Below are 18,102 nucleotides of genomic sequence, written 5' to 3' on the forward strand. Positions count from 1 at the left end.
GTCGCGCGGCGTATGATCGGCGCGGAGGACGCGGTGAATTCCAAATTACCCGGAGTCGCTCCGGGCGGTTGCTCAAAGATGTAGGGGGCCCAGGCGCGTCCGGCAACGGGATTAAGCCAGCCTGGCCAGCGCCTGCGCCATCACCTTTTCTGGAACCGGCATCAGCTTGGGACCATCCGTCCAGACCAGAGCCGCCTCGATCGCGCGGCCCGGGAAGACCTCGCGCAGCACGGCGGCATAGACCGCCATCTGGGCCAGGTAGGCGGGATCGGCGTCCTCGATGTGGTCGGGCGACGGGCGGTTGGTCTTGTAGTCCACGACCAGGACGCGGGTCTCGTCCACCACAAGCCGGTCTACGCGGCCCGAGACGGCCAAGCCCTTTGGAAGATGAGCGCTGGTCCCGGCCAGGGCGACCTCGGCGCGCGAGCCCGGGCCGAACACGGCGGAGAACCGCGCGTCGTCCAGCACGCCAAAGGCCGCCGCCGCCATCTCCTCGCGCTGATCGTCGGTCAGGTCGCGCTCGGCCGCCAGCAGCCGGCGCGCGGCGGCGGGGCGAGCCTCGGGCGCGAGGTCGGGCAGGATCTGGAGCAGCTTGTGCACCAGCTCGCCTCGACGATAGCGGCCCAGGCCCGCGACGCGGGCCAGCGGCGAGGGCGCGGGCACGCGGGCGTTGTCCTCGATCCGCGACGGGGCGGCGTAGCGGGCGGCGGCCGGCTCCGGCGGCGCGGCGTGCGTCATCCAGCTCGGCGCGGCGGCGGCGACGCGGACGTCCTCCTCGGCGCGCGACGCGGGCGCGGGATCGGGGCCGTAGCGCAGGAAGGCGGTCTCGTCCTCGCCGATGGTCCGCACGTGCGGGGCGATGTCGGGATGGGCGAAAGCCGCGCGGACGGCCGCGTACCAGCCGCCGACCTTGTCGTCCTTGGTTCGCGCGTCGATGCGGCCGCACAGGATCAGCCGGTCGCGCGCCCGGGTCAGCGCCACGTACAGAAGACGCAGCGCTTCCTGGCTTTCCTTGTCCTCCCGCAGGCGACGGGCCTTGGACGAGGCGTCGCAGTCGCCCTTGCTGGAGCCGCACCACAGGAGGGCGCCGTCTTCGGTCACCAGCAGCGGCGAGCCGCCGGCGCCACGCTTCACCGTGGTCTCGGGCAGGAAGACGATCGGCGCCTCCAGCCCCTTGGAGCCGTGGGCGGTCATCACCCGCACCTCGCGGCGGGCGCCTTCCATCTCGCGCTTGACGATGATGTCCAGCGCCGCGAAGTCGGCGACCAGGGCCTCGAGGTCGCGCACGCCGCGCTGCTCGGCCTCCATCACCTGGGCCAGGAACTCGTCCAGCGCCTCTTCGGCCTCCGCGCCCAGCCGGGTCAGCACCTTGGCGCGGTGCGAGCGGCCAGCCTCGTCGGCCAGGCCGAACCAGGCGGCGTAGAACTCGAACGGCTGCCGGCGACGGCCCTCGGCCAGCGCCCAGTCCAGCATGGCGCGGGCCGCGCCCCATTCGGCGCGCTCTTCGGACCGCCTTTGGAGCTCGGTCCACAGCGTGGCGCGGCGGCCCTTGGCCAGGGCGTAGATATCGTCGTCGGAGAGGCCGCAGAACGGCGCCTTCAATAGCGCCGCCAGTGTCAGGTCATCGTCCGGGAACAGGACGAAGCGCCCCAGGGCCAAAAGGTCCTCGAAGGCGATGTGGCTGGACAGCGACAGGCGGTCGGCCCCGGCCACGGGCACGCCGCGCCGCTTCAGGGCGCGGATGATCTCCTCGAACAGAACTTTGCGGCGGCGCACCAGGACGAGGATGTCGCCGGCGTGCGCCGCGCGATGGCGGCCCAGCTCCTTGTCGAAAACGGCGTCGCCGCGCTTGAGGATGGCGGCGGTCTCGGCGGCGATGGCCTCGGCAAGGCGACGGTTGGCGCTGCGCTCGCCCTCGGCGTCCAGCGGCGCCTCCCAGGCCTCGCGTTCCTCGCCCGGCAGCTCGCGGGTCAGCGGCCACAGGTCGACGCAGCCTGGATGCCCGTGGCGGAACAGTTCGTGGCGGACCAGGTCTTGTCCGACCGGCGGCGGCACGCCTTCGCGCGTCTCGGGATCGGAGAACAGCGCGTCGACGAAGCTCAGCACTTCGTGGGTCGAGCGGTACGAGACCGTCAGCGGCACGCCCTTGCCGATCGCGCCGACGGCCTCGATCCGCGTGATGTAGCCTTGGGTCTCTTCCAGCAAGCGCGTCGGGTCCGCGCCTTGGAACGAGTAGATCGACTGCTTCTCGTCGCCGACGATGAACAGGGTGCGCTCGGCGCGTCGGCCGCTCCAGCCCTCGGAGGTCTCGCCCGCGAAGAAGTCGGCGGTCAGGGCGCGCAGGATCTCCCACTGCTCGGGGGCGGTGTCCTGGGCCTCGTCCAGCAGGATGTGGTCGACGCCGCCGTCCAGCTTGTAGAGCACCCAGGCGGCCTCGACCTTCTCGGTCAGCAGGACGCGGGTCTTGTCGATCAGGTCGGTGAAGTCCAGCGCCCCGCGCGCGTCCTTCTCGATCTGGTGCGAGGTCACGTACAGCACCGCCAGGCGAAGGGCGCTCTCGGTGTCCTCGGCCACCTTGGCGGCGCGGACCTGTTCGCGGGCGGCCTCCAGCTTGGCCTGCTCCAGCAGCAAGGCCTCGCGCAGGTCCTCGCGGCTCTTCAGGCCCGAGGTCTTGGCGGGCCAGGTCGCGGGCGTGCCTTCGCCGCCCTCGGTGAACAGGGCGCGGAGAGCCAGGTCCAGGGCGGCGTCCGGATCGCGGGCCACGGCGGCGAGAGCCTCCGCGTACTTGGCGTCCTGCTTGCCGCCGCCGTCGAACAGCACGGTCGCGGCCGCGCGCCAGGCGCCGAGGTCGAGGCGCGCCATGGCCTTGGCGGCGAGGTCTTCGGCCGAGGTCGGCGCCTCGAAGCCACAGCGCGACCAGACGTCGGCGATCGCCTCTGAAAGGCCGCCATAGCGCTGGACATAGGCCATGATCTGACCGCGCCGCGCCTCGAAGCCGGCGAACATCGCCTCGAAGCTCTGGAAGTCCAGGGCCACGGAGAAGCGGGCATAGGCCTCCGCGAACGCGTCGTCGTGGGTGTCGACCCAATTGGCGACCGCGCGGCGAGCGGCGCGGGCGATCGCGGCGCCGGCCTGGTCGTCCATCACGGTGAAGCCCGGCGAGACCCCGGCCTCCAGCGGGAAGCGCCGCAGCAGCTTCTCGCAGAAGGCGTGGATGGTCTGGATCTTCAGGCCGCCGGGGGTCTCCAGCGCCTGGGCGAACAGGGCGCGGGCCTCGGACAGGCGGCGGGCGTCGTAGACGTCGTCACTCTCGCCGACCAGCTTAGCCAGCTCGGCGCGCAGGTCGGCGTCACTGGTCACCGACCACTTGCCGAGACGCTCGAACAGACGGCGCTGCATCTCGGCGGCGGCGGCCTTGGTGTAGGTGACGCAAAGGATCGCCTCGGGCGGGACCTTGGCCAGCAGCAGGCGCGCGACCCGGTCGATCAGGGTCTTGGTCTTGCCGGAGCCGGCGTTAGCCGTGACGAAGGCCGAGATGGTCGGATCGGCGGCGATGCGCTGAGGATCGATCACGACAATCCTCCCCCCGTGGGGGAGGTGGTCCGCAGGACCCGAGGGGGGATAGACCCCGCCGATCCCACTTCCCCCTCCGCCGGCTTCGCCGACACCTCCCCCGCTGGGGGGAGGATTTGGTCGAGCGGCTTCATTCGCCCTCTCCGTCGTCGCCGCTGGTCGACCATTCGAACACCCGCGCCAGGTGGGCGTAGTCGCCGGGGTGCTCCTTGACGAACTGCGGGGCGACCCGCGAGCGGTAAGGCTCGTCAGGGTCGTCGTAGCGGGCGATCAGCTTGACCAGGCCGTCCATCGCCTTGCGCGCGGCCTCCTCGCTCTCGCCGTTCGCCAAGGCGCGGACCTGCTCCTCGCCGGCCGGACGCCGCCCGGTAACGCGGACATAGGTCAGCTCGCCCGGCGCGGGGCTGCCCAGGTCCGGGAAGCCGCCATTCATCAGGATGGCGGCCGTCAGGGTCAGCTGCGGCGAGAAGCCGGTGTCGACCTGCTTCTGCGAAGGCGCGGCGCCGGTCTTGTAGTCGAGGATGTGGGCGGTTCCGTCCGGCGTCGCCTCGATGCGGTCGGCCTTGGCGGTCAGGGTGAAGGGGCGGCCGTTGATGGAGAGCTCCAGCTTGCCCTCGGCCTCGACCACGATCTTGCGAGCGCCGGCGCGGCGGTGGCGCTCCCACTCGGCGACCCACTGGGCGGCCTCGCGGGCCAGGGCCCTCTCGCGCGTGAGAGCGGTCGGCGGCATGCCGGCCCCGACCAGGGCCTCGATATAGAAGCGCTCGAACGCGACGGCCGCGTCGGCCGGCACGGCGTCGGGATAGGTCTCGGCGAACTTTTCGAAGGCCGCGTGGATGGCGGTGCCGCGCGCGCGGGCCTCGACCGGCTCGTCGGGGCGCTCCAGCGGGTAGAGCCTCAGGATATCGCGCGCCCAGACGGCGTAGGGATCGCGGGTCAGGGCCTCGACGCGGGTCACCGCCATCTTGCGCGGACGGTCCTCGACCGGCGGGCGGGGTTCGGGGCGCTTGATCGGCGAATAGGGTTCGGGCGCGTCGAGGGCGCGGACCCAGTCCAGCACGTCGTCGCGGCGGGGCAAAGCGAGGCCCGCCCCGGCGGCCAGGGTCTTCAGCCGCCACAGCCAGCGCGACTCGACGGCCGGCGCGCCGCCGCGCCGCTCGCAGTGGACCAGCACGACGTCGGGCGCGCTGGCGGCCTGGGCGAAGTCGTGGGCGGTCAGGCCCACGCGGCGCTCGGGCGGCGGCAGGCCCAGGCGCTGACGCATCGGCCGCGACAGGAAGGGATCGATCGGCGCGCCCTGCGGCCAGACGCCTTCCTCCAGACCCGCCAGCACCAGGCGGTCGGCGCGCACGAGGCGGGCCTCGATCGCGCCCAGGATGCGCAGGCGCGGGTGGGTGGCGCCGCCGACGCGGACGGTCTCCTCGTTGACGAGCCGATCGAGAATGTCGGCGAAAGCCTGGGGCGAGGCGTCAGGCAGCGGCTCGCCGTCCTGGATCAGGGCGGCCATCAGCGCGCCCAGGCACTCGCCCGCGCCGCCGGCCCACAGGCGAGGCGGCGCGATCAGCCCTTCCAGCGCCTCGACCAGGGCCTTGGCCGCGTGGCAGGGACGCGCGTAGCCGTCGGCATACACGCTGGCGGCGTGATCGACGGCGGCCAGCACGCGCTCGCAGAGGGCCAGAGCCTCCGGCGCATCCTTCAAGCGGGCGCGCAGAACCTCGGCCGAGCCGGGCGCGGCGCCGCGCAGGCCCTTGCGCTCCAGGAGGGCGGCGGCCGGCGCTTCGTCCTCGCCCAGCACCAGCGGATGTTTGGCGACGGCCAGCAGGCGGACCGGATTGAGCGGCTCTTCTACGAGGCGCGCGAAGTGCAAGGCCAGGATCGCCGAACCGGCGGCGGCCAGGGGCGCGCCGGCCGAGCTGTCGGGGATCACGCCCCAGCGCTGCAAGCGCGTCATCACCCGGCGCGCCAGGGTCTGGTCGGGCGTGACGAGGGCGGCGGTCTTGTCCGGCGTCTCCAGCGCTTCGCGCAGGAGAAGCGCGCATGCGCCGGCCGCCTCTTCCTCGGCGCGGGCGGCAATGACGGAAAAGCCGGTCAGGCCCTCGGCGATGGGGTCGAGGTCCGGGGCCTCGGCGCGCAGGGACGCGATCTGGGCCAGCCAGTCGGCGGTGGCCTCGGCCGGGCGAAGGGCCTCGTTGACGATCCGCCGGCGCCAGCGGCCGCGGCTGTCGGCGTCGGGGACCCAGGCCCGGACGTCGCCGCGGCTGACGCCGGCGCGGTCCAGCAGGCGCTTCATGGCGCCCTGCGGGTGCTGCTCGCCCTGGGTTCCTTCGATCCGCTCCCAAGCGCTGTCGGCCAAGTCCTCGTCGAGGCCGGGCAGGACCACGGCGCCCTTCGGCGCGGCGGCGACGACGCGCAGCAGGTCGGCGGTGGCTGGGGCGGTGCCGGTCGAGCCGGCGGCGACCAGGACTTCGGTCGGCGGATTCTCGGACCATTGCTTCTCAAGGGCCCGCAGCAGCCGCACGCGGCGCTCGGAGACGTCGATCAGGCCAAGGTCCTTCAGCCGTTCGGGCCAGGCGCGTAGCACGGCCTTCAGGAACCGGGCCGAGACCTGCCAGTGCTGGGCGAGGTCGCCCTCGGCCAGGCCGTCCAGCTTGTCTTCGAAATGGATCTCCTCGATCTGGCAGCTGTCGAGGAAATCGGACAGGGCCTTGGCCAGCTCCAGCGCCTGAACGGGGCCGGGCTTGAAGGACAGCAGGCTGCCGTGATCGACGACCAGCCGCGCCAGTTCGAACCGGCGGCGGCGCGAGGCGATGGCCGGCGGCAGGTCGATGGAGAGTTCGCCCGGCTCGAACGGCGGCTCGCCTTCGTCGAGGTCGCCCAGCGGCCGGATCTGCGGCAGCAGCAGGGCGCGGCCCCCGCCGACCGCCAGGAAGGCGTCGGCCAGGGCGCGGGCGCCGCGGCGGGTCGGGGTCAGGACCGTGGCGCGCGGCAGGGCCTCGGGCCCCAGCGGCTCCAGGGCGTTCAGCAGGCCGCGCGCCAGGTCGTCGACGAACGGCCGGTGCGCGGGGATCGAGAACCAGCGCGGCCCCTCACGTTCGAAGAAGGGCGCCTGGCTGCTCATCCCTGAGAGAGCCTCGCCTCGGCCGCCAGCTTGGCGTCGGGATCGCCCACGTGCATCCAGAGGCCATCCGGGGCGACGCCGTGGACGCGATGGTCGGCGGCGAGCGTCTTCCAGAGCGGCAGCAGCGAGAATGGTCCGTCCGGACCGTCGGCGGTGATCCCGGGCTTACAGATATGCACGCCGACATAGACCAGGGGCGCCATCTCGCCGGCGTCCTTGAAGCGGACGACGCCGTCCTCCGCCAGGAAGACATCGCCGCTGTCGTGGAAGCCCAGCGAACCGCTGGTCGAGGCCAGCATCAGACAGACATCCATCTTGGCCGGATCCCAGGCGGCGGCAACCGCGTCGACGGCGGCGGCGCCATGCTCGATCCAGATCGAGTCGATATTGGCGACGAACACCGGGCCTTCGCCCAGCAGCGGCAGGGCGTGCTTGATCCCGCCGCCGGTCTCCAGGGCTTGCGGGCGTTCGTCGGAGATGACGATGCGGGGGCCAAGGCCCTTGGCCTCGCGGGCCTTCAGGTGGGCTTCGACCAGGTCGGCGAAATAGTGGACATTGACCACGGCCGTCTCGACCCCGGCGGCGGCCAGGCGGTCCAGCATGTGGTCGATCAGCGCCTTGCCGCCGACCTCGACCAGGGCCTTGGGGCGGTCGTTGGTCAGGGGACGCATACGGGTGCCGAGACCGGCGGCCAGCACCATCGCAACCTTGGGACCGCTCATCGACGGGCCTCCGCCGGGACGTGGCGATCGAACCAGGCCTTCAGGCCCGTTAGCGCGGGATCGGAGAGGTTTCGCTCCAGATAACGCCAGGTGCGCGGCATGTAAGCCTCGTACTGGCGACGTCCCAGCATGGCTTGGCGGGCGAAAACCCGACCAAGGATGCGGGCCGCGTTCGAGGCCGCCAGCGCGCGGTAGTCAGCGACGAAGGCTTCACGATCGACGTGGGGACGAGCGTCGAGGTAGCGGTCAAGCATGGCCGTTTCCAGGTTCGTCGACACATCGCGGCGGGCGTCCTGCAACAGGTGGGTCAGGTCCCAGGCTGGGTGGGCGCGCAAAGCGTCCTGGAAATCCAGCAAGCCGACACGGGCCACGCCCTCGCGCTCAGGCAGCCAGACTAGATTCTGGGCGTGGTAGTCGCGGTGTGTGAAGACGCTGGCGCCAGCCTCGCCGCGCACCCAAACGGGGGCCCAGAGCGCGTCCCACTCGGCCACGGCCTCGGGGCCAAACGCCGGAATGCCGGCGAACTGCGGCCACCATTCCAGGAAGGTGTCGGTGGCGTATTTCAGCGCCAAGGTGTCGTAGGTCAGCAGCGGCCAGCGGATCTCGCCCACGGCCAGAACATCGGGCGGCGTTTCGGCATGCAGGGCGACCTGCAGGTCGACGGCCGCTTCGTAGAGCGGATGCTCGTCCTGCCCCTCGGCGATCAAGGTGGCGTAGAGGCCATCGCCGAGGTCTTCCAATACCGCGAGTCCTTGCGCGATATCGTAGGCGAAGATGCGCGGCGCGGAGAGGCCGCGCTGGGTCAGATAGTCGGCGGCGGCCACGAAGGCGGCGACCGAGCCGGCGGCCAAGCGCGCGGCGGCGTTGTAGCCCAGGGCCAGGCGCTCGGCATCGGTGGCGCCTGGCGGGCACACAACGCTTTCCAGCGCTGGCGGCTGGTCCATGAAGATGAAAGTCTGGCCGCCATCCCGATGCAGACGCTCGTAGCTGCGCGTCGAGGCGTCGCCGCCCAGCGGCTGGCGGCGGACGTCGCCGAAGCCGTGGGCTTTCAGGAACGCGGCCTTGGCCGCTTCACGTTCAGAACTCAAGGGAGCGTCCTTCGAAACTACCGTGCGCCGTGATGACGGCGCGTCGCGCGTCGCCGTCGAGGGCGATGTCTATATCGAGCCGATTCGGCGGCAAACGCCCTTCCAGTCGCTGCGGCCATTCGATCAAGGCCGCGCCGCCGTCCAGGGCCTCGTCCAGGCCGATCTCATAGGCCTCGTCAGGATCGGTCAGGCGATAGAGGTCGAAGTGGGCCAGCGGGAACGCGGGCGTCTCGTAGAACTGCACCAGGGTGAAGGTGGGGCTCGGCACCTCCTCGTCCGGCGTCGTCAGGGCGCGGATCAGGGCGCGGGCCAGGGTCGACTTGCCGGCGCCCAGCGGGCCGGTCAGGCAGAGGGCGTCGCCGGGGCGCAAGCACGCGGCCAGCTGGCGGCCCAGCGCCTGGGTCGCGGCCTCATCGGCGAGGGAAAGGGTGGTCATGCCCATCCCATAGCGCGTCGCCTGCGCGATGTTGAGGGCGCAAGGCCCTTTCCCCCGCGCCGCGCACGCGCTAACCGCAATCTCGATGCCGACATCCCTCCGCACCGCCTATCGCGAGCGCCTGGCCCAGGGCGAGATCCGTCCCGACGCCGCCCAAGCCGCCGCCGTCGAGGCCCTGTCCCGCCTGGAAGCCGATCTGGACTCCGCCGGCGAGCCGAACTTCTCGTTCTTCGGCCGCAAGCCCAAGAGCCAGCGGGGCGTCTATCTGTGGGGGCCAGTCGGACGCGGGAAGTCCATGCTGATGGACCTGTTCTTCGACAGCGCCCCGGTCGCCAAGAAGCGCCGCATCCACTTCCACGCCTTCATGGCCGAGGTCCACGCCGACATCGACGCCTGGCGCAAGGGCGACGCGGCCGCGCGCAAGGCGCGCTTTGGCCAGTCGAAGGGCGACGACCCGATCGCCCCAACGGCCGAACTGATCGCCCAGAACGCGCGCCTGCTCTGCTTCGACGAACTGCAGGTCACCGACATCGCCGACGCCATGATCCTGGGCCGCCTGTTCGAGGCGCTGTTCGCGCGCGGCGTCACCTTGGTGGCGACCTCGAACCGGCCGCCGGAGGACCTCTACAAGGATGGGCTGAACCGCCAGCTCTTCCTGCCCTTCATCGACATGTTGAAGTCGGCGCTGGACATTGTGGCGGTGCGCGGGCCGGTCGACTTCCGCCTGGACCGCCTGCGCGCGGCCCGCACTTGGCTCTCGCCGATCGACAAGGCTAGCGAGGCCGAGTTCGAACGGCTTTGGGCCGACATGCTGGACGGCGCGCCGGAGACCGGGGCGACGCTGGAGGTGCTAGGCCGCAAGATGCGCCTGCCGCGCGCTTCCGGCGGCCTGGTTCGCGCCTCGTTCGCCAGCCTGTGCCAACAGGCGCTGGGACCGCAGGACTATCTGGCCCTAGCCGAGCGCTTCCACACGATCTTCCTCGAGGACGTGCCCTGCCTGACGCCGGCGCGGCGCGACGCGGCCAAGCGGTTCAACACCCTGATCGACGCCCTCTACGAGGCTGACGCCAAGCTGGTCGCCCTGGCCGAGGCCGAGCCCGAGGCGCTGTATCCCGAGGGCGACGGCGCCTTCGAATTCGAGCGCACCGTCTCGCGCCTGCAGGAAATGCGCTCGGCCGACTATGTCTCGCGCGTTCGCGATTAGGAGCTTCCCATGTCCGTCAAAGACCGTGTCCGCGTACGCGAGACCAAGCTGCTGTCCGACAACTGGTACGTCCTGAAGACCACGACCTTCGACTGGAAGCGACGCGATGGGACCTGGCAGACCCAGAGCCGCGAGCACTACGATCGCGGCAACGGGGCGGTGCTGCTGCCGTACAACCTGGCCAACCGGACCGTGCTGCTGGTCAAGCAGTTCCGCTATCCGGCCTTCGTCAACGGCTATGACGACCTGCTGATCGAAGCGGCGGCGGGCCTGCTTGACGACGCCGAGCCCGAGGTTCGCATCCGCGCCGAGGTCGAGGAGGAGCTGGGCTATCGCCTGGGCGAGGTTCGCAAGGTGTTCGAGGCCTTCATGAGCCCGGGCTCGGTGACCGAGATCCTGCACTTCTTCGTGGCCGAGTATGACGCCTCGATGCGGATCGGCGAAGGCGGCGGCCATCCCGACGAGGGCGAGGACATCGAGGTGCTGGAACCGACGATCGACGAGGCTCTTGCCATGATCGCCGATGGCCGCATCCGCGACGCCAAGACCATCATGCTGCTGCAGCACCTGGCCCTGACGGTGTTCGCCAAGCCCTAGGCGATGTCGCGCGCCAGCGGCGCGTCGAACCGCACCACCAGGCCCTCGGCGGCGTAGTCGAAGGCGATATGGCCGCGCAGTTCGCCGGCGATGCTGCGCTCGATCAGCCGCGAGCCGAAGCCGCGTCGGGTAGGCGGAGCCGTCGGCGGGCCGCCGGTCTCGCGCCATTCGAAGACGAGGCTGCCCTCGCCGGTCACCGACCAGCTCAACACCAGACGCCCCGCCGTCGACAGCGCTCCATACTTGGCCGCGTTGGTCGCCAGTTCGTGGAACACCATGCCCAAGGACAGCGCCACGCGCGCTGGCAGGTGCACGTCGTCGCCGTCCATCAAGACGCGCTCGGCGCCGTAGGGCCCCAGTTCCTGGCTGAGGATCTGCCTTAGGCCCGCGCCGGCCCACTGACTGTCGGTCAGGGCGTTGTGGGTTTGCGACAAGGCCAGAAGGCGCGACTCGAAGGCCTCCGCGAACGCCGCGGGGCCTTGCGCGCCGCGAAGGGTCTGCTGGGCGATGGCCTGGACCGTTGCGAGGGTGTTCTTGACGCGATGGTTCAGCTCGTCGAGCAGCAGGCGCTGGCGCTCGTCGGCCTGGACCTGGTCCGTCACATCGACGCCTTCGACGAAGACTCCGGAGGCGGTCCCGTCCGGCTCGATGATCGGTTGGTAGACGAAGTCTAGGTAGCGTTCCTCAAGCGGCCCCTCGGCGGCGCGCTGAAGAGCGACCTTCACGCGACGGCCGACAAAGGCTTCGCGAGTGGTCAGCACGCGATCGAGCAGATCCGCAAACCCCTGCTCGACCACTTCGGGCAGGGCCGCGCGCAACGGCAGGCCCGTCACCTCGCGATGGCCAATCAATTGGGCATAGGCGTTGTTGGCGAGGTCGAAGACGTGGTCGGGGCCGCGCAGCACGGCCATGAAGCTGGGCGCCTGCATGAACAGGTTGCGAAGCTGCCGGCTCTGCGACTGCACCGTCTCGGCGCGGCGTAGCACGTCATCGCCGAGCATGGTGGCCGAGCGCGAGCCAAGGGCGGCCTCCTTCAGGCGCTGGATCGCGGTGACGTCCTGGGTGTGCTGCAGGATGTAGCGGGTCGCCCCCGTCTCGTCGGGGATCGGCGTGTGGGTGGCGCTCCAGATCCGGTCCTCGAAGCCGCCGCCCAAATGGGCCGGCCGCTCGATCGCGTAGTGGATCAGCGGGAGCTCGTTCACCTCGCCCTTGTCGCGAGCCTGGCTGAGCGACGCCTCCAGCTGCGCGCGGCTTTCGCCCTCCGAGGGGAAGGCCTCGAACAAATAGACGCCGTCCAATTCCTCCCACGGGCGCTGAACGACGGCCAGATAGGCGGCGTTGGCGGCGACATAGCGGTATTCACGGTCCAGCAACATGTAGGGGGACGGAATGCGATCGAATATCTCGCGGAAATCGATCGGATCACTCATCTGACGCGCCGTTCGCCCCGTAAATCGACCGACGGTAACGCAAGCTCGGCCTTGACGGTTCCTCCGTTTATGGCTGACGGCGTTGCGAACGTTTCTCAAGAGAGCGTCGTTTAATTGACAGCTAAGTCCCCGCGCTTAAAAGCGTCCCGCAACGCACAAGGGCTATTGAGGTTGGACCTCCCATGACCGACACGAGCCGGGGGCTGCCCGAGCGCCCGATGTCGCCCTACACGCAGGTGTGGCGCTGGCACATTACGATGGCCTGCTCGATCCTTCACCGCGGCTGCCTGGTGGCCCTCTACGTGGGCGCCGCCATCCTGGCCGGTTGGGCCGCCGCTCTGGCGGCTGGGCCGAGCGTCTACGCCGGCTATCTGAGCATCCTGGGCTCGCCGATCGGCAAGCTGGTGCTGCTGGGCGAGACCTTCGCGGTCTTCTACACCGTCGCCTACGTCATCCGTCAGACCTTCTGGGACGCGGGCAAGGGCTTCGCGCCGCGCACCGCCGACATGACCGGCGCCATGTCGATCGCCTTCGCGGTCGTGGCGACGATCGTCACCTGGGTGCTGGCCGGCGCCAACGGAGCGTTCTGATCATGAGCAAGAACGACATCTATCAACCCCAGCAGTTCCGCACGCCGCTGTCGCGCGCCCGGGGCCTCGGCGCCGCCCGTCATGGCGTCCACCACTTCATCACCGAGCGCGTCTCGGGCCTGGCCCTGGTTCCGCTGCTGCTGTGGGGCGCCTACGCCGCGCTCCGCCTGATCGGCGCCGACCAGCACACCGTCGCCCTGTGGCTGGGCCAGCCGCTGAACGCGGTGCTGTCGAGCCTGCTGCTGCTGGTCGCCCTCGTGCACCTGCAGGGCGCGATGCAGGTGGTGATCGAGGATTACATCCATCGCTTCACGACCAAGACCGCCCTGGTGATCGGAAACCTGTTCGTCTGCGTGATCGCCGGCGCCGTCGGGATCTTCTCGATCCTGAAGGTGGCCCTGACCGTGACCGGAGCCCATTGATGTCGGCCTACAAGTTCATCGACCACAAGTTCGACGTCGTCGTCGTCGGCGCCGGCGGCTCGGGCCTCCGCGCCGCGCTGGGCGCCGCCCAGGCCGGCCTCAAGACCGCCTGCATCACCAAGGTGTTCCCGACCCGCAGCCACACCGTGGCGGCGCAGGGCGGCATCTCGGCCTCGCTGGGCAACATGGGTCAGGACGACTGGCGCTGGCACATGTTCGACACCGTCAAGGGTTCGGACTGGCTGGGCGACCAGGACGCCATCGAGTACCTGACCCGCAACGCTCCGGCGGCGGTCTATGAGCTCGAGCACTGGGGCGTGCCCTTCTCGCGCACGGCCGACGGCAAGATTTATCAGCGCGCCTTCGGCGGCATGACCAAGAACTACGGCGAAGGCCCGATCCAGCGCACCTGCGCCGCGGCCGACCGGACCGGTCACGCCATGCTGCACACGATGTATGGCCAGTCGCTGGCCCACGACACCGAGTTCTTCATCGAGTACTTCGCCCTCGACCTGATCATGGACGACGGCGTCTGCCGCGGCGTGACCGCGTGGAAGCTCGACGACGGCACCCTGCACCGCTTCCAGGCTCAGATGGTGGTCCTGGCGACCGGCGGTTACGGCCGCGCCTACTTCTCGGCGACCTCGGCCCACACCTGCACGGGCGACGGCAACGCCATGGCCCTGCGCGCCGGCCTGCCGCTGCAGGACATGGAGTTCGTGCAGTTCCACCCCACCGGCATCTACGGCGCCGGCTGCCTGATCACCGAAGGCGCCCGCGGCGAAGGCGGCTACCTGACCAACTCCGAAGGCGAGCGCTTCATGGAGCGCTACGCCCCGTCGGTGAAGGACTTGGCGCCGCGCGACATGGTCAGCCGCGCGATGACCATCGAGATCCGCGAAGGTCGCGGCGTGGGCCCGAACAAGGACCACATCTTCCTGCACCTGGATCACCTGGATCCGAAGATCCTGCACGAGCGCCTGCCGGGCATCTCCGAGACCGCCAAGGTTTTCGCCGGCGTCGACGTCACCAAGGCGCCGATCCCGGTGCTGCCGACCGTGCACTACAACATGGGCGGCATCCCGACGAACTATCACGGCGAGGTCGTCACCAAGAACGGCGACAACCCCGACCAGGTGATCCCGGGCCTGATGGCCGTGGGCGAGGCCGCCTGCGTGTCGGTGCACGGCGCCAACCGCCTGGGCTCCAACTCGCTGATCGACCTCGTGGTGTTCGGCCGCGCCGCGGCTCTGCGCTGCGCCGAGATCCTCAAGCCGGGCGCCAAGCAGCCCGAGCTGAAGGACGCCCAGACCGAAGCCCACCTGGCCCGCTTCGACCACTTCCGCAACGCTTCTGGCTCGACCCCGACCGCCTCGCTGCGTCTCGAGATGCAGAAGGCCATGCAGGAAGACGCCGCCGTGTTCCGCACCGGCGAGAGCCTGGACAGCGGCGTGAAGCGCCTGCAAACCGTCTGGGACAAGAAGGGCGACATCAAGGTCTCTGACCGCGGCCTCGTGTGGAACACGGACCTGATGGAGACCCTGGAGTTCGACAACCTGATCGGCCAGGCGGTGGTCACGGTGAACGGCGCGGCCAACCGCACCGAAAGCCGCGGCGCCCATGCCCGGGAAGACTTCCCGGACCGCAATGACACCGATTGGATGAAGCACACCCTGGCGTGGCTGGATAACCAGTCGGGCAAGGTAAAGATCGATTACCGCCCGGTGCACAGCTACACGATGTCCGAGGACATCGCCTACATCCCGCCGAAGCAACGGGTCTACTGAGGGTCCGATGGTCGAACTCGCACTCCCCAAGAACTCGCAGATCAAGTCGGGCAAACATTGGCCGGCTCCCGCGGGCGCCAAGAAGGTCAAGACCTTCAAGATCTATCGCTACGATCCGGAAACGGGCGGCAATCCGCGCTGGGACACCTACGACGTCGACATGGACGCCGTGGGGCCAATGGTGCTGGACGCCCTGCTCTATATCAAGAACACCATCGACCCGACCCTGGCCTTCCGCCGGTCGTGCCGGGAAGGCGTCTGTGGCTCGTGCTCGATGAACATCGGCGGCCGCAACACCCTGGCCTGCACCCACGGTTGGGCCGAGGTCCCGGGCAAGGCCGTTCAGATCAGCCCGCTGCCGCACATGCCGGTGGTCAAGGACCTGATCCCGGACCTGACGCTGTTCTACGCCCAGTACGCCTCGATCGAGCCCTGGCTGCACACCGACACGCCCGAGCCGCAGACCGAGTGGAAGCAGTCGCCGGAAGACCGCGAGAAGCTGGACGGCCTTTATGAGTGCATCCTGTGCGCCTGCTGCTCGACCTCGTGCCCCAGCTATTGGTGGAACGGCGACAAGTATCTGGGCCCGGCGGCCCTGCTGCACGCCTATCGCTGGCTGATCGACAGCCGCGACGAGGCCACCGGCGACCGCCTCGATGCGCTTGAGGACCCCTTCAAGCTCTATCGCTGCCACACGATCATGAACTGCGCCCAGGTCTGCCCGAAGGGCCTGAACCCGGCGAAAGCCATCGCAGAGATCAAGAAGATGATGGTCGAGCGCGTCGTCTGACGCACTCCTCAGACGACCCAAAGGGCGGCGGTTTGGAAGCGAACCGCCGCCCTCTATGTATCCGCCTCTATCGAAGGCGCTTGCCAATAGGTGACGCCGCCGTCATTTTTGACGAAAGGGAGGGCGTCATTGAGCGCTGAAGCCAATCAGAACGCATGCGTCGTCATCGTCGGCGCGGGTCACGCGGGCGGTTCGGCCGCCGCGTTCCTGCGTCAGTATGGCCACGAGGGCCGGATCGTGCTGATCGGCGACGAGCCGCTTTTGCCCTATCAGCGCCCGCCGCTGTCCAAGGCCTGGCTGAAGGGCGAGGCCGACGCTGACTCTCTCGCGCTCAAGCCGGCGGATTGGTACGGCGAGAACAATGTCTTCCTGCGCCTCTCGGGCGTCGCCGAGCGCATCAACCGCTCAGCCAAGACCGTCACCCTCGCCTCGGGCGAGGCCATCTCCTATGACTTCCTCATCTTGGCGACTGGCGCGCGCGCGCGGCAGCTGCCGATTCCGGGCGCGGACCTGGCCGGCGTCCTGGCGCTGCGGACGGCGGCCGACGCCGAGCTGCTTAAGAACGCCCTGGGCCCAGGCAAGCGCCTGGCCGTGATCGGCGGCGGCTATGTCGGTCTCGAAGCCGCGGCCTCGGCCCGCGCGCTGGGCGCCGAGGTCGTCGTGGTCGAGCGCGAGAGCCGGGTGCTGGCCCGCGTGGCCTGCGAAACCCTCTCGACCTTCTTCCAAGACTATCACCGCGCCCGAGGCGTGGCGTTCGAGCTGAACGCCGGTGTCGAGGCCTTCGAAGGCGCGGGCGAGCACATCAGCGGCGTGCGCCTGTCGGACGGTCGCGTTCTGCCGTGCGACGTCGCCCTCGTCGGCGTCGGCGCGATTCCCAACGACGAGCTGGCCAAGGACGCGGGCCTGGCGACCGCCAACGGCGTGGTCGTCGACCTCGAGGCGCGCACGGATGATCCGGCGATCTTCGCGATCGGGGACGTCACCCACCGGCCGTTGCCCCTTTATGAGCGTCAGTTCCGCCTGGAGAGCGTGCCCAACGCCCTGGAGCAGGCCAAGCAGGCGGCGTCGGCGATTCTCGGTCGCCCTGGCCCCGCGCCGGAAGTGCCATGGTTCTGGTCCGACCAGTACGACCTGAAGCTCCAGATCGCCGGCCTGCCATTCGAGGCCGACCGCCAGGTGGTGCGCGGCGACGTCGCCGCCGCCAAGTTCGCGGTCTTCCACCTGAAGGGCGACCTGCTGCAGGCCGTCGAAGCGGTCAATGCGCCGCCGGAGTTCATGGCCGGCAAGCAAATGATCGCCAAACGCACGCCGGTGAACGCCGAAAAGCTCGCCGACACCACGGTGTCCATGAAAGAGGTGGCGGCCTAAGGTCGCTCAAGGGGAATAGGGAGCCACATGGCCAAGATCACTTATATCGAACACGACGGGACCGAGCACGCCCTGGACGTCAAGCCGGGCCTGACGGTCATGGAAGGCGCCGTAAAGAACAACGTGCCGGGCATCGACGCCGACTGCGGCGGCGCCTGCGCCTGCGCGACCTGCCACGTCTATGTCGACGAAGCCTGGCTGGCCAAGACCGGCGACAAGTCGGCCATGGAAGAGTCGATGCTGGACTTCGCCGAGAACGTCGAGCCGAACAGCCGCCTGTCGTGCCAGATCAAGGTGACCGACGCCCTGGACGGCCTGGTGGTCCGCCTGCCGGAAAGCCAGCACTAGGGGCGGCGCTAACCACGCCGTCAAAAGAGCGTCGTTATATTGTCGCGAGGGGGTTGCCAGAGCGGGAAGCGGAGACTAGATCAACGCCTCGCTCGGAACGGCTTCGCGACCGGACGACGCGGCCCCCGAAAGGGAGCTTGCATCGCTCAAGACGCTTGGCTAGATACCGCGCTCCAATCGACTCGATGATGGATCCGCAAGGGCGGCTTCGGCAGCCCTGAGGGTCTTCTTTTTGTCTCTTCGCTTCCCGGTTTCGGTGGTGCGAAAAAGTCGAAAAGAGTTGGTTGACTTCGGAATGTCGCCTCATTAGAAGCGCCGCTCCGATCATCGCCGCCAAGACTTTGAAAGAATTCAGCGGCGCGATGAAGGGTTAGTTAAGTAGAGTTTTTGAGATCTTCTCGAAATAACTGCTTGACTGGCTTGGTTGGCTTCTCTAGAAGCTCGCCACTCTGGCGCTTCCTGGATTTCCAGGGTTCGCTGGTCCGGTTCAAAAAGTTTGAAAAAACGATTTGACACGGAAAACGAGGTTGGATAGATAGCCGCCTCCGCCGACACCGGGCGCTAAACGGTGGGGCCGCTGAGGCGGTTCGGGTCTTTGACATTGTTGATTTGGAAAGAGAAACGCAGGC

General features: G+C 69.3%; 14 protein-coding genes. 8 read left to right on the top strand and 6 right to left on the bottom strand.

Annotated features, from left to right (window positions below; all coding sequences use genetic code 11):
* Nucleotides 1-111 precede the first annotated feature (111 nt).
* The 5 genes from addA to tsaE all read right to left on the bottom strand — a co-directional run bounded on the left by addA (nt 112) and on the right by tsaE (nt 8,937).
* Nucleotides 112-3,573: a double-strand break repair helicase AddA gene (addA, locus tag CSW60_RS12195; protein ID WP_099537490.1), complete on the bottom strand. Its 3,462-nt coding sequence runs from the start codon at nt 3,571-3,573 to the stop codon at nt 112-114.
* 130 nt (nt 3,574-3,703) lie between these two features.
* On the bottom strand, nt 3,704-6,691 hold the full coding sequence (gene addB, locus CSW60_RS12200; protein ID WP_099537491.1) for a double-strand break repair protein AddB: 2,988 nt from the start codon (nt 6,689-6,691) through the stop codon (nt 3,704-3,706).
* Complete coding sequence (gene murU, locus CSW60_RS12205; protein WP_099537492.1) at nt 6,688-7,413, bottom strand: N-acetylmuramate alpha-1-phosphate uridylyltransferase MurU; 726 nt, start codon at nt 7,411-7,413, stop codon at nt 6,688-6,690. The genes addB and murU overlap by 4 nt, the downstream gene beginning before the upstream one ends.
* Nucleotides 7,410-8,501 (bottom strand): N-acetylmuramate/N-acetylglucosamine kinase AmgK, encoded by a 1,092-nt coding sequence (gene amgK, locus CSW60_RS12210; RefSeq protein WP_099537493.1) that lies wholly within the window; start codon nt 8,499-8,501, stop codon nt 7,410-7,412. Before amgK ends, murU begins: the two co-directional genes overlap by 4 nt.
* Nucleotides 8,491-8,937, bottom strand: a complete 447-nt coding sequence (gene tsaE / locus CSW60_RS12215) for a tRNA (adenosine(37)-N6)-threonylcarbamoyltransferase complex ATPase subunit type 1 TsaE (protein WP_099537660.1) — start codon at nt 8,935-8,937, stop codon at nt 8,491-8,493. Before tsaE ends, amgK begins: the two co-directional genes overlap by 11 nt.
* A gap of 85 nt (nt 8,938-9,022) precedes the next feature.
* Between tsaE and zapE the strand changes: the two genes are divergently transcribed.
* Both zapE and CSW60_RS12225 read left to right on the top strand, forming a co-directional pair.
* Nucleotides 9,023-10,141, top strand: coding sequence for a cell division protein ZapE (gene zapE, locus CSW60_RS12220; protein WP_099537494.1), 1,119 nt, complete (start codon nt 9,023-9,025; stop codon nt 10,139-10,141).
* Nucleotides 10,142-10,150: 9 nt separating this feature from the next.
* Entirely contained in the window at nt 10,151-10,738 is a 588-nt protein-coding gene (locus tag CSW60_RS12225; RefSeq protein WP_099537495.1) for an NUDIX domain-containing protein, read from the top strand.
* Here the strand turns inward: CSW60_RS12225 and CSW60_RS12230 are convergent.
* Nucleotides 10,735-12,168, bottom strand: coding sequence for a sensor histidine kinase (locus tag CSW60_RS12230; RefSeq protein ID WP_099537496.1), 1,434 nt, complete (start codon nt 12,166-12,168; stop codon nt 10,735-10,737). The two genes, CSW60_RS12225 and CSW60_RS12230, sit on opposite strands and share 4 nt — an antisense overlap.
* Nucleotides 12,169-12,350: 182 nt before the next feature.
* Between CSW60_RS12230 and sdhC the strand changes: the two genes are divergently transcribed.
* From sdhC to CSW60_RS12260, 6 genes are all read left to right on the top strand, one after another.
* A complete protein-coding gene (gene sdhC / locus CSW60_RS12235; RefSeq protein WP_099537497.1) occupies nt 12,351-12,758 on the top strand; it encodes a succinate dehydrogenase, cytochrome b556 subunit in 408 nt (135 codons plus the stop codon).
* Nucleotides 12,725-13,180 carry a succinate dehydrogenase, hydrophobic membrane anchor protein gene (gene sdhD, locus CSW60_RS12240; protein ID WP_201723048.1) on the top strand — a complete coding sequence of 152 codons (456 nt, stop codon included), beginning with the start codon at nt 12,725-12,727 and terminating at the stop codon, nt 13,178-13,180. Before sdhC ends, sdhD begins: the two co-directional genes overlap by 34 nt.
* On the top strand, nt 13,180-14,967 hold the full coding sequence (gene sdhA, locus CSW60_RS12245; protein ID WP_099537498.1) for a succinate dehydrogenase flavoprotein subunit: 1,788 nt from the start codon (nt 13,180-13,182) through the stop codon (nt 14,965-14,967). The genes sdhD and sdhA overlap by 1 nt, the downstream gene beginning before the upstream one ends.
* Before the next feature lie 7 nt (nt 14,968-14,974).
* Nucleotides 14,975-15,757 (top strand): succinate dehydrogenase iron-sulfur subunit, encoded by a 783-nt coding sequence (locus CSW60_RS12250; protein ID WP_066680323.1) that lies wholly within the window; start codon nt 14,975-14,977, stop codon nt 15,755-15,757.
* Between the two features lie 129 nt (nt 15,758-15,886).
* On the top strand, nt 15,887-17,125 hold the full coding sequence (locus CSW60_RS12255; RefSeq protein WP_099537499.1) for an NAD(P)/FAD-dependent oxidoreductase: 1,239 nt from the start codon (nt 15,887-15,889) through the stop codon (nt 17,123-17,125).
* Between the two features lie 27 nt (nt 17,126-17,152).
* Complete coding sequence (locus tag CSW60_RS12260) at nt 17,153-17,473, top strand: 2Fe-2S iron-sulfur cluster-binding protein (protein ID WP_066680320.1); 321 nt, start codon at nt 17,153-17,155, stop codon at nt 17,471-17,473.
* The last annotated feature ends 629 nt before the right edge of the window (nt 17,474-18,102 follow it).

Source organism: Caulobacter sp. X (assembly GCF_002742635.1).
In the GTDB taxonomy this organism is placed as follows: domain Bacteria; phylum Pseudomonadota; class Alphaproteobacteria; order Caulobacterales; family Caulobacteraceae; genus Caulobacter.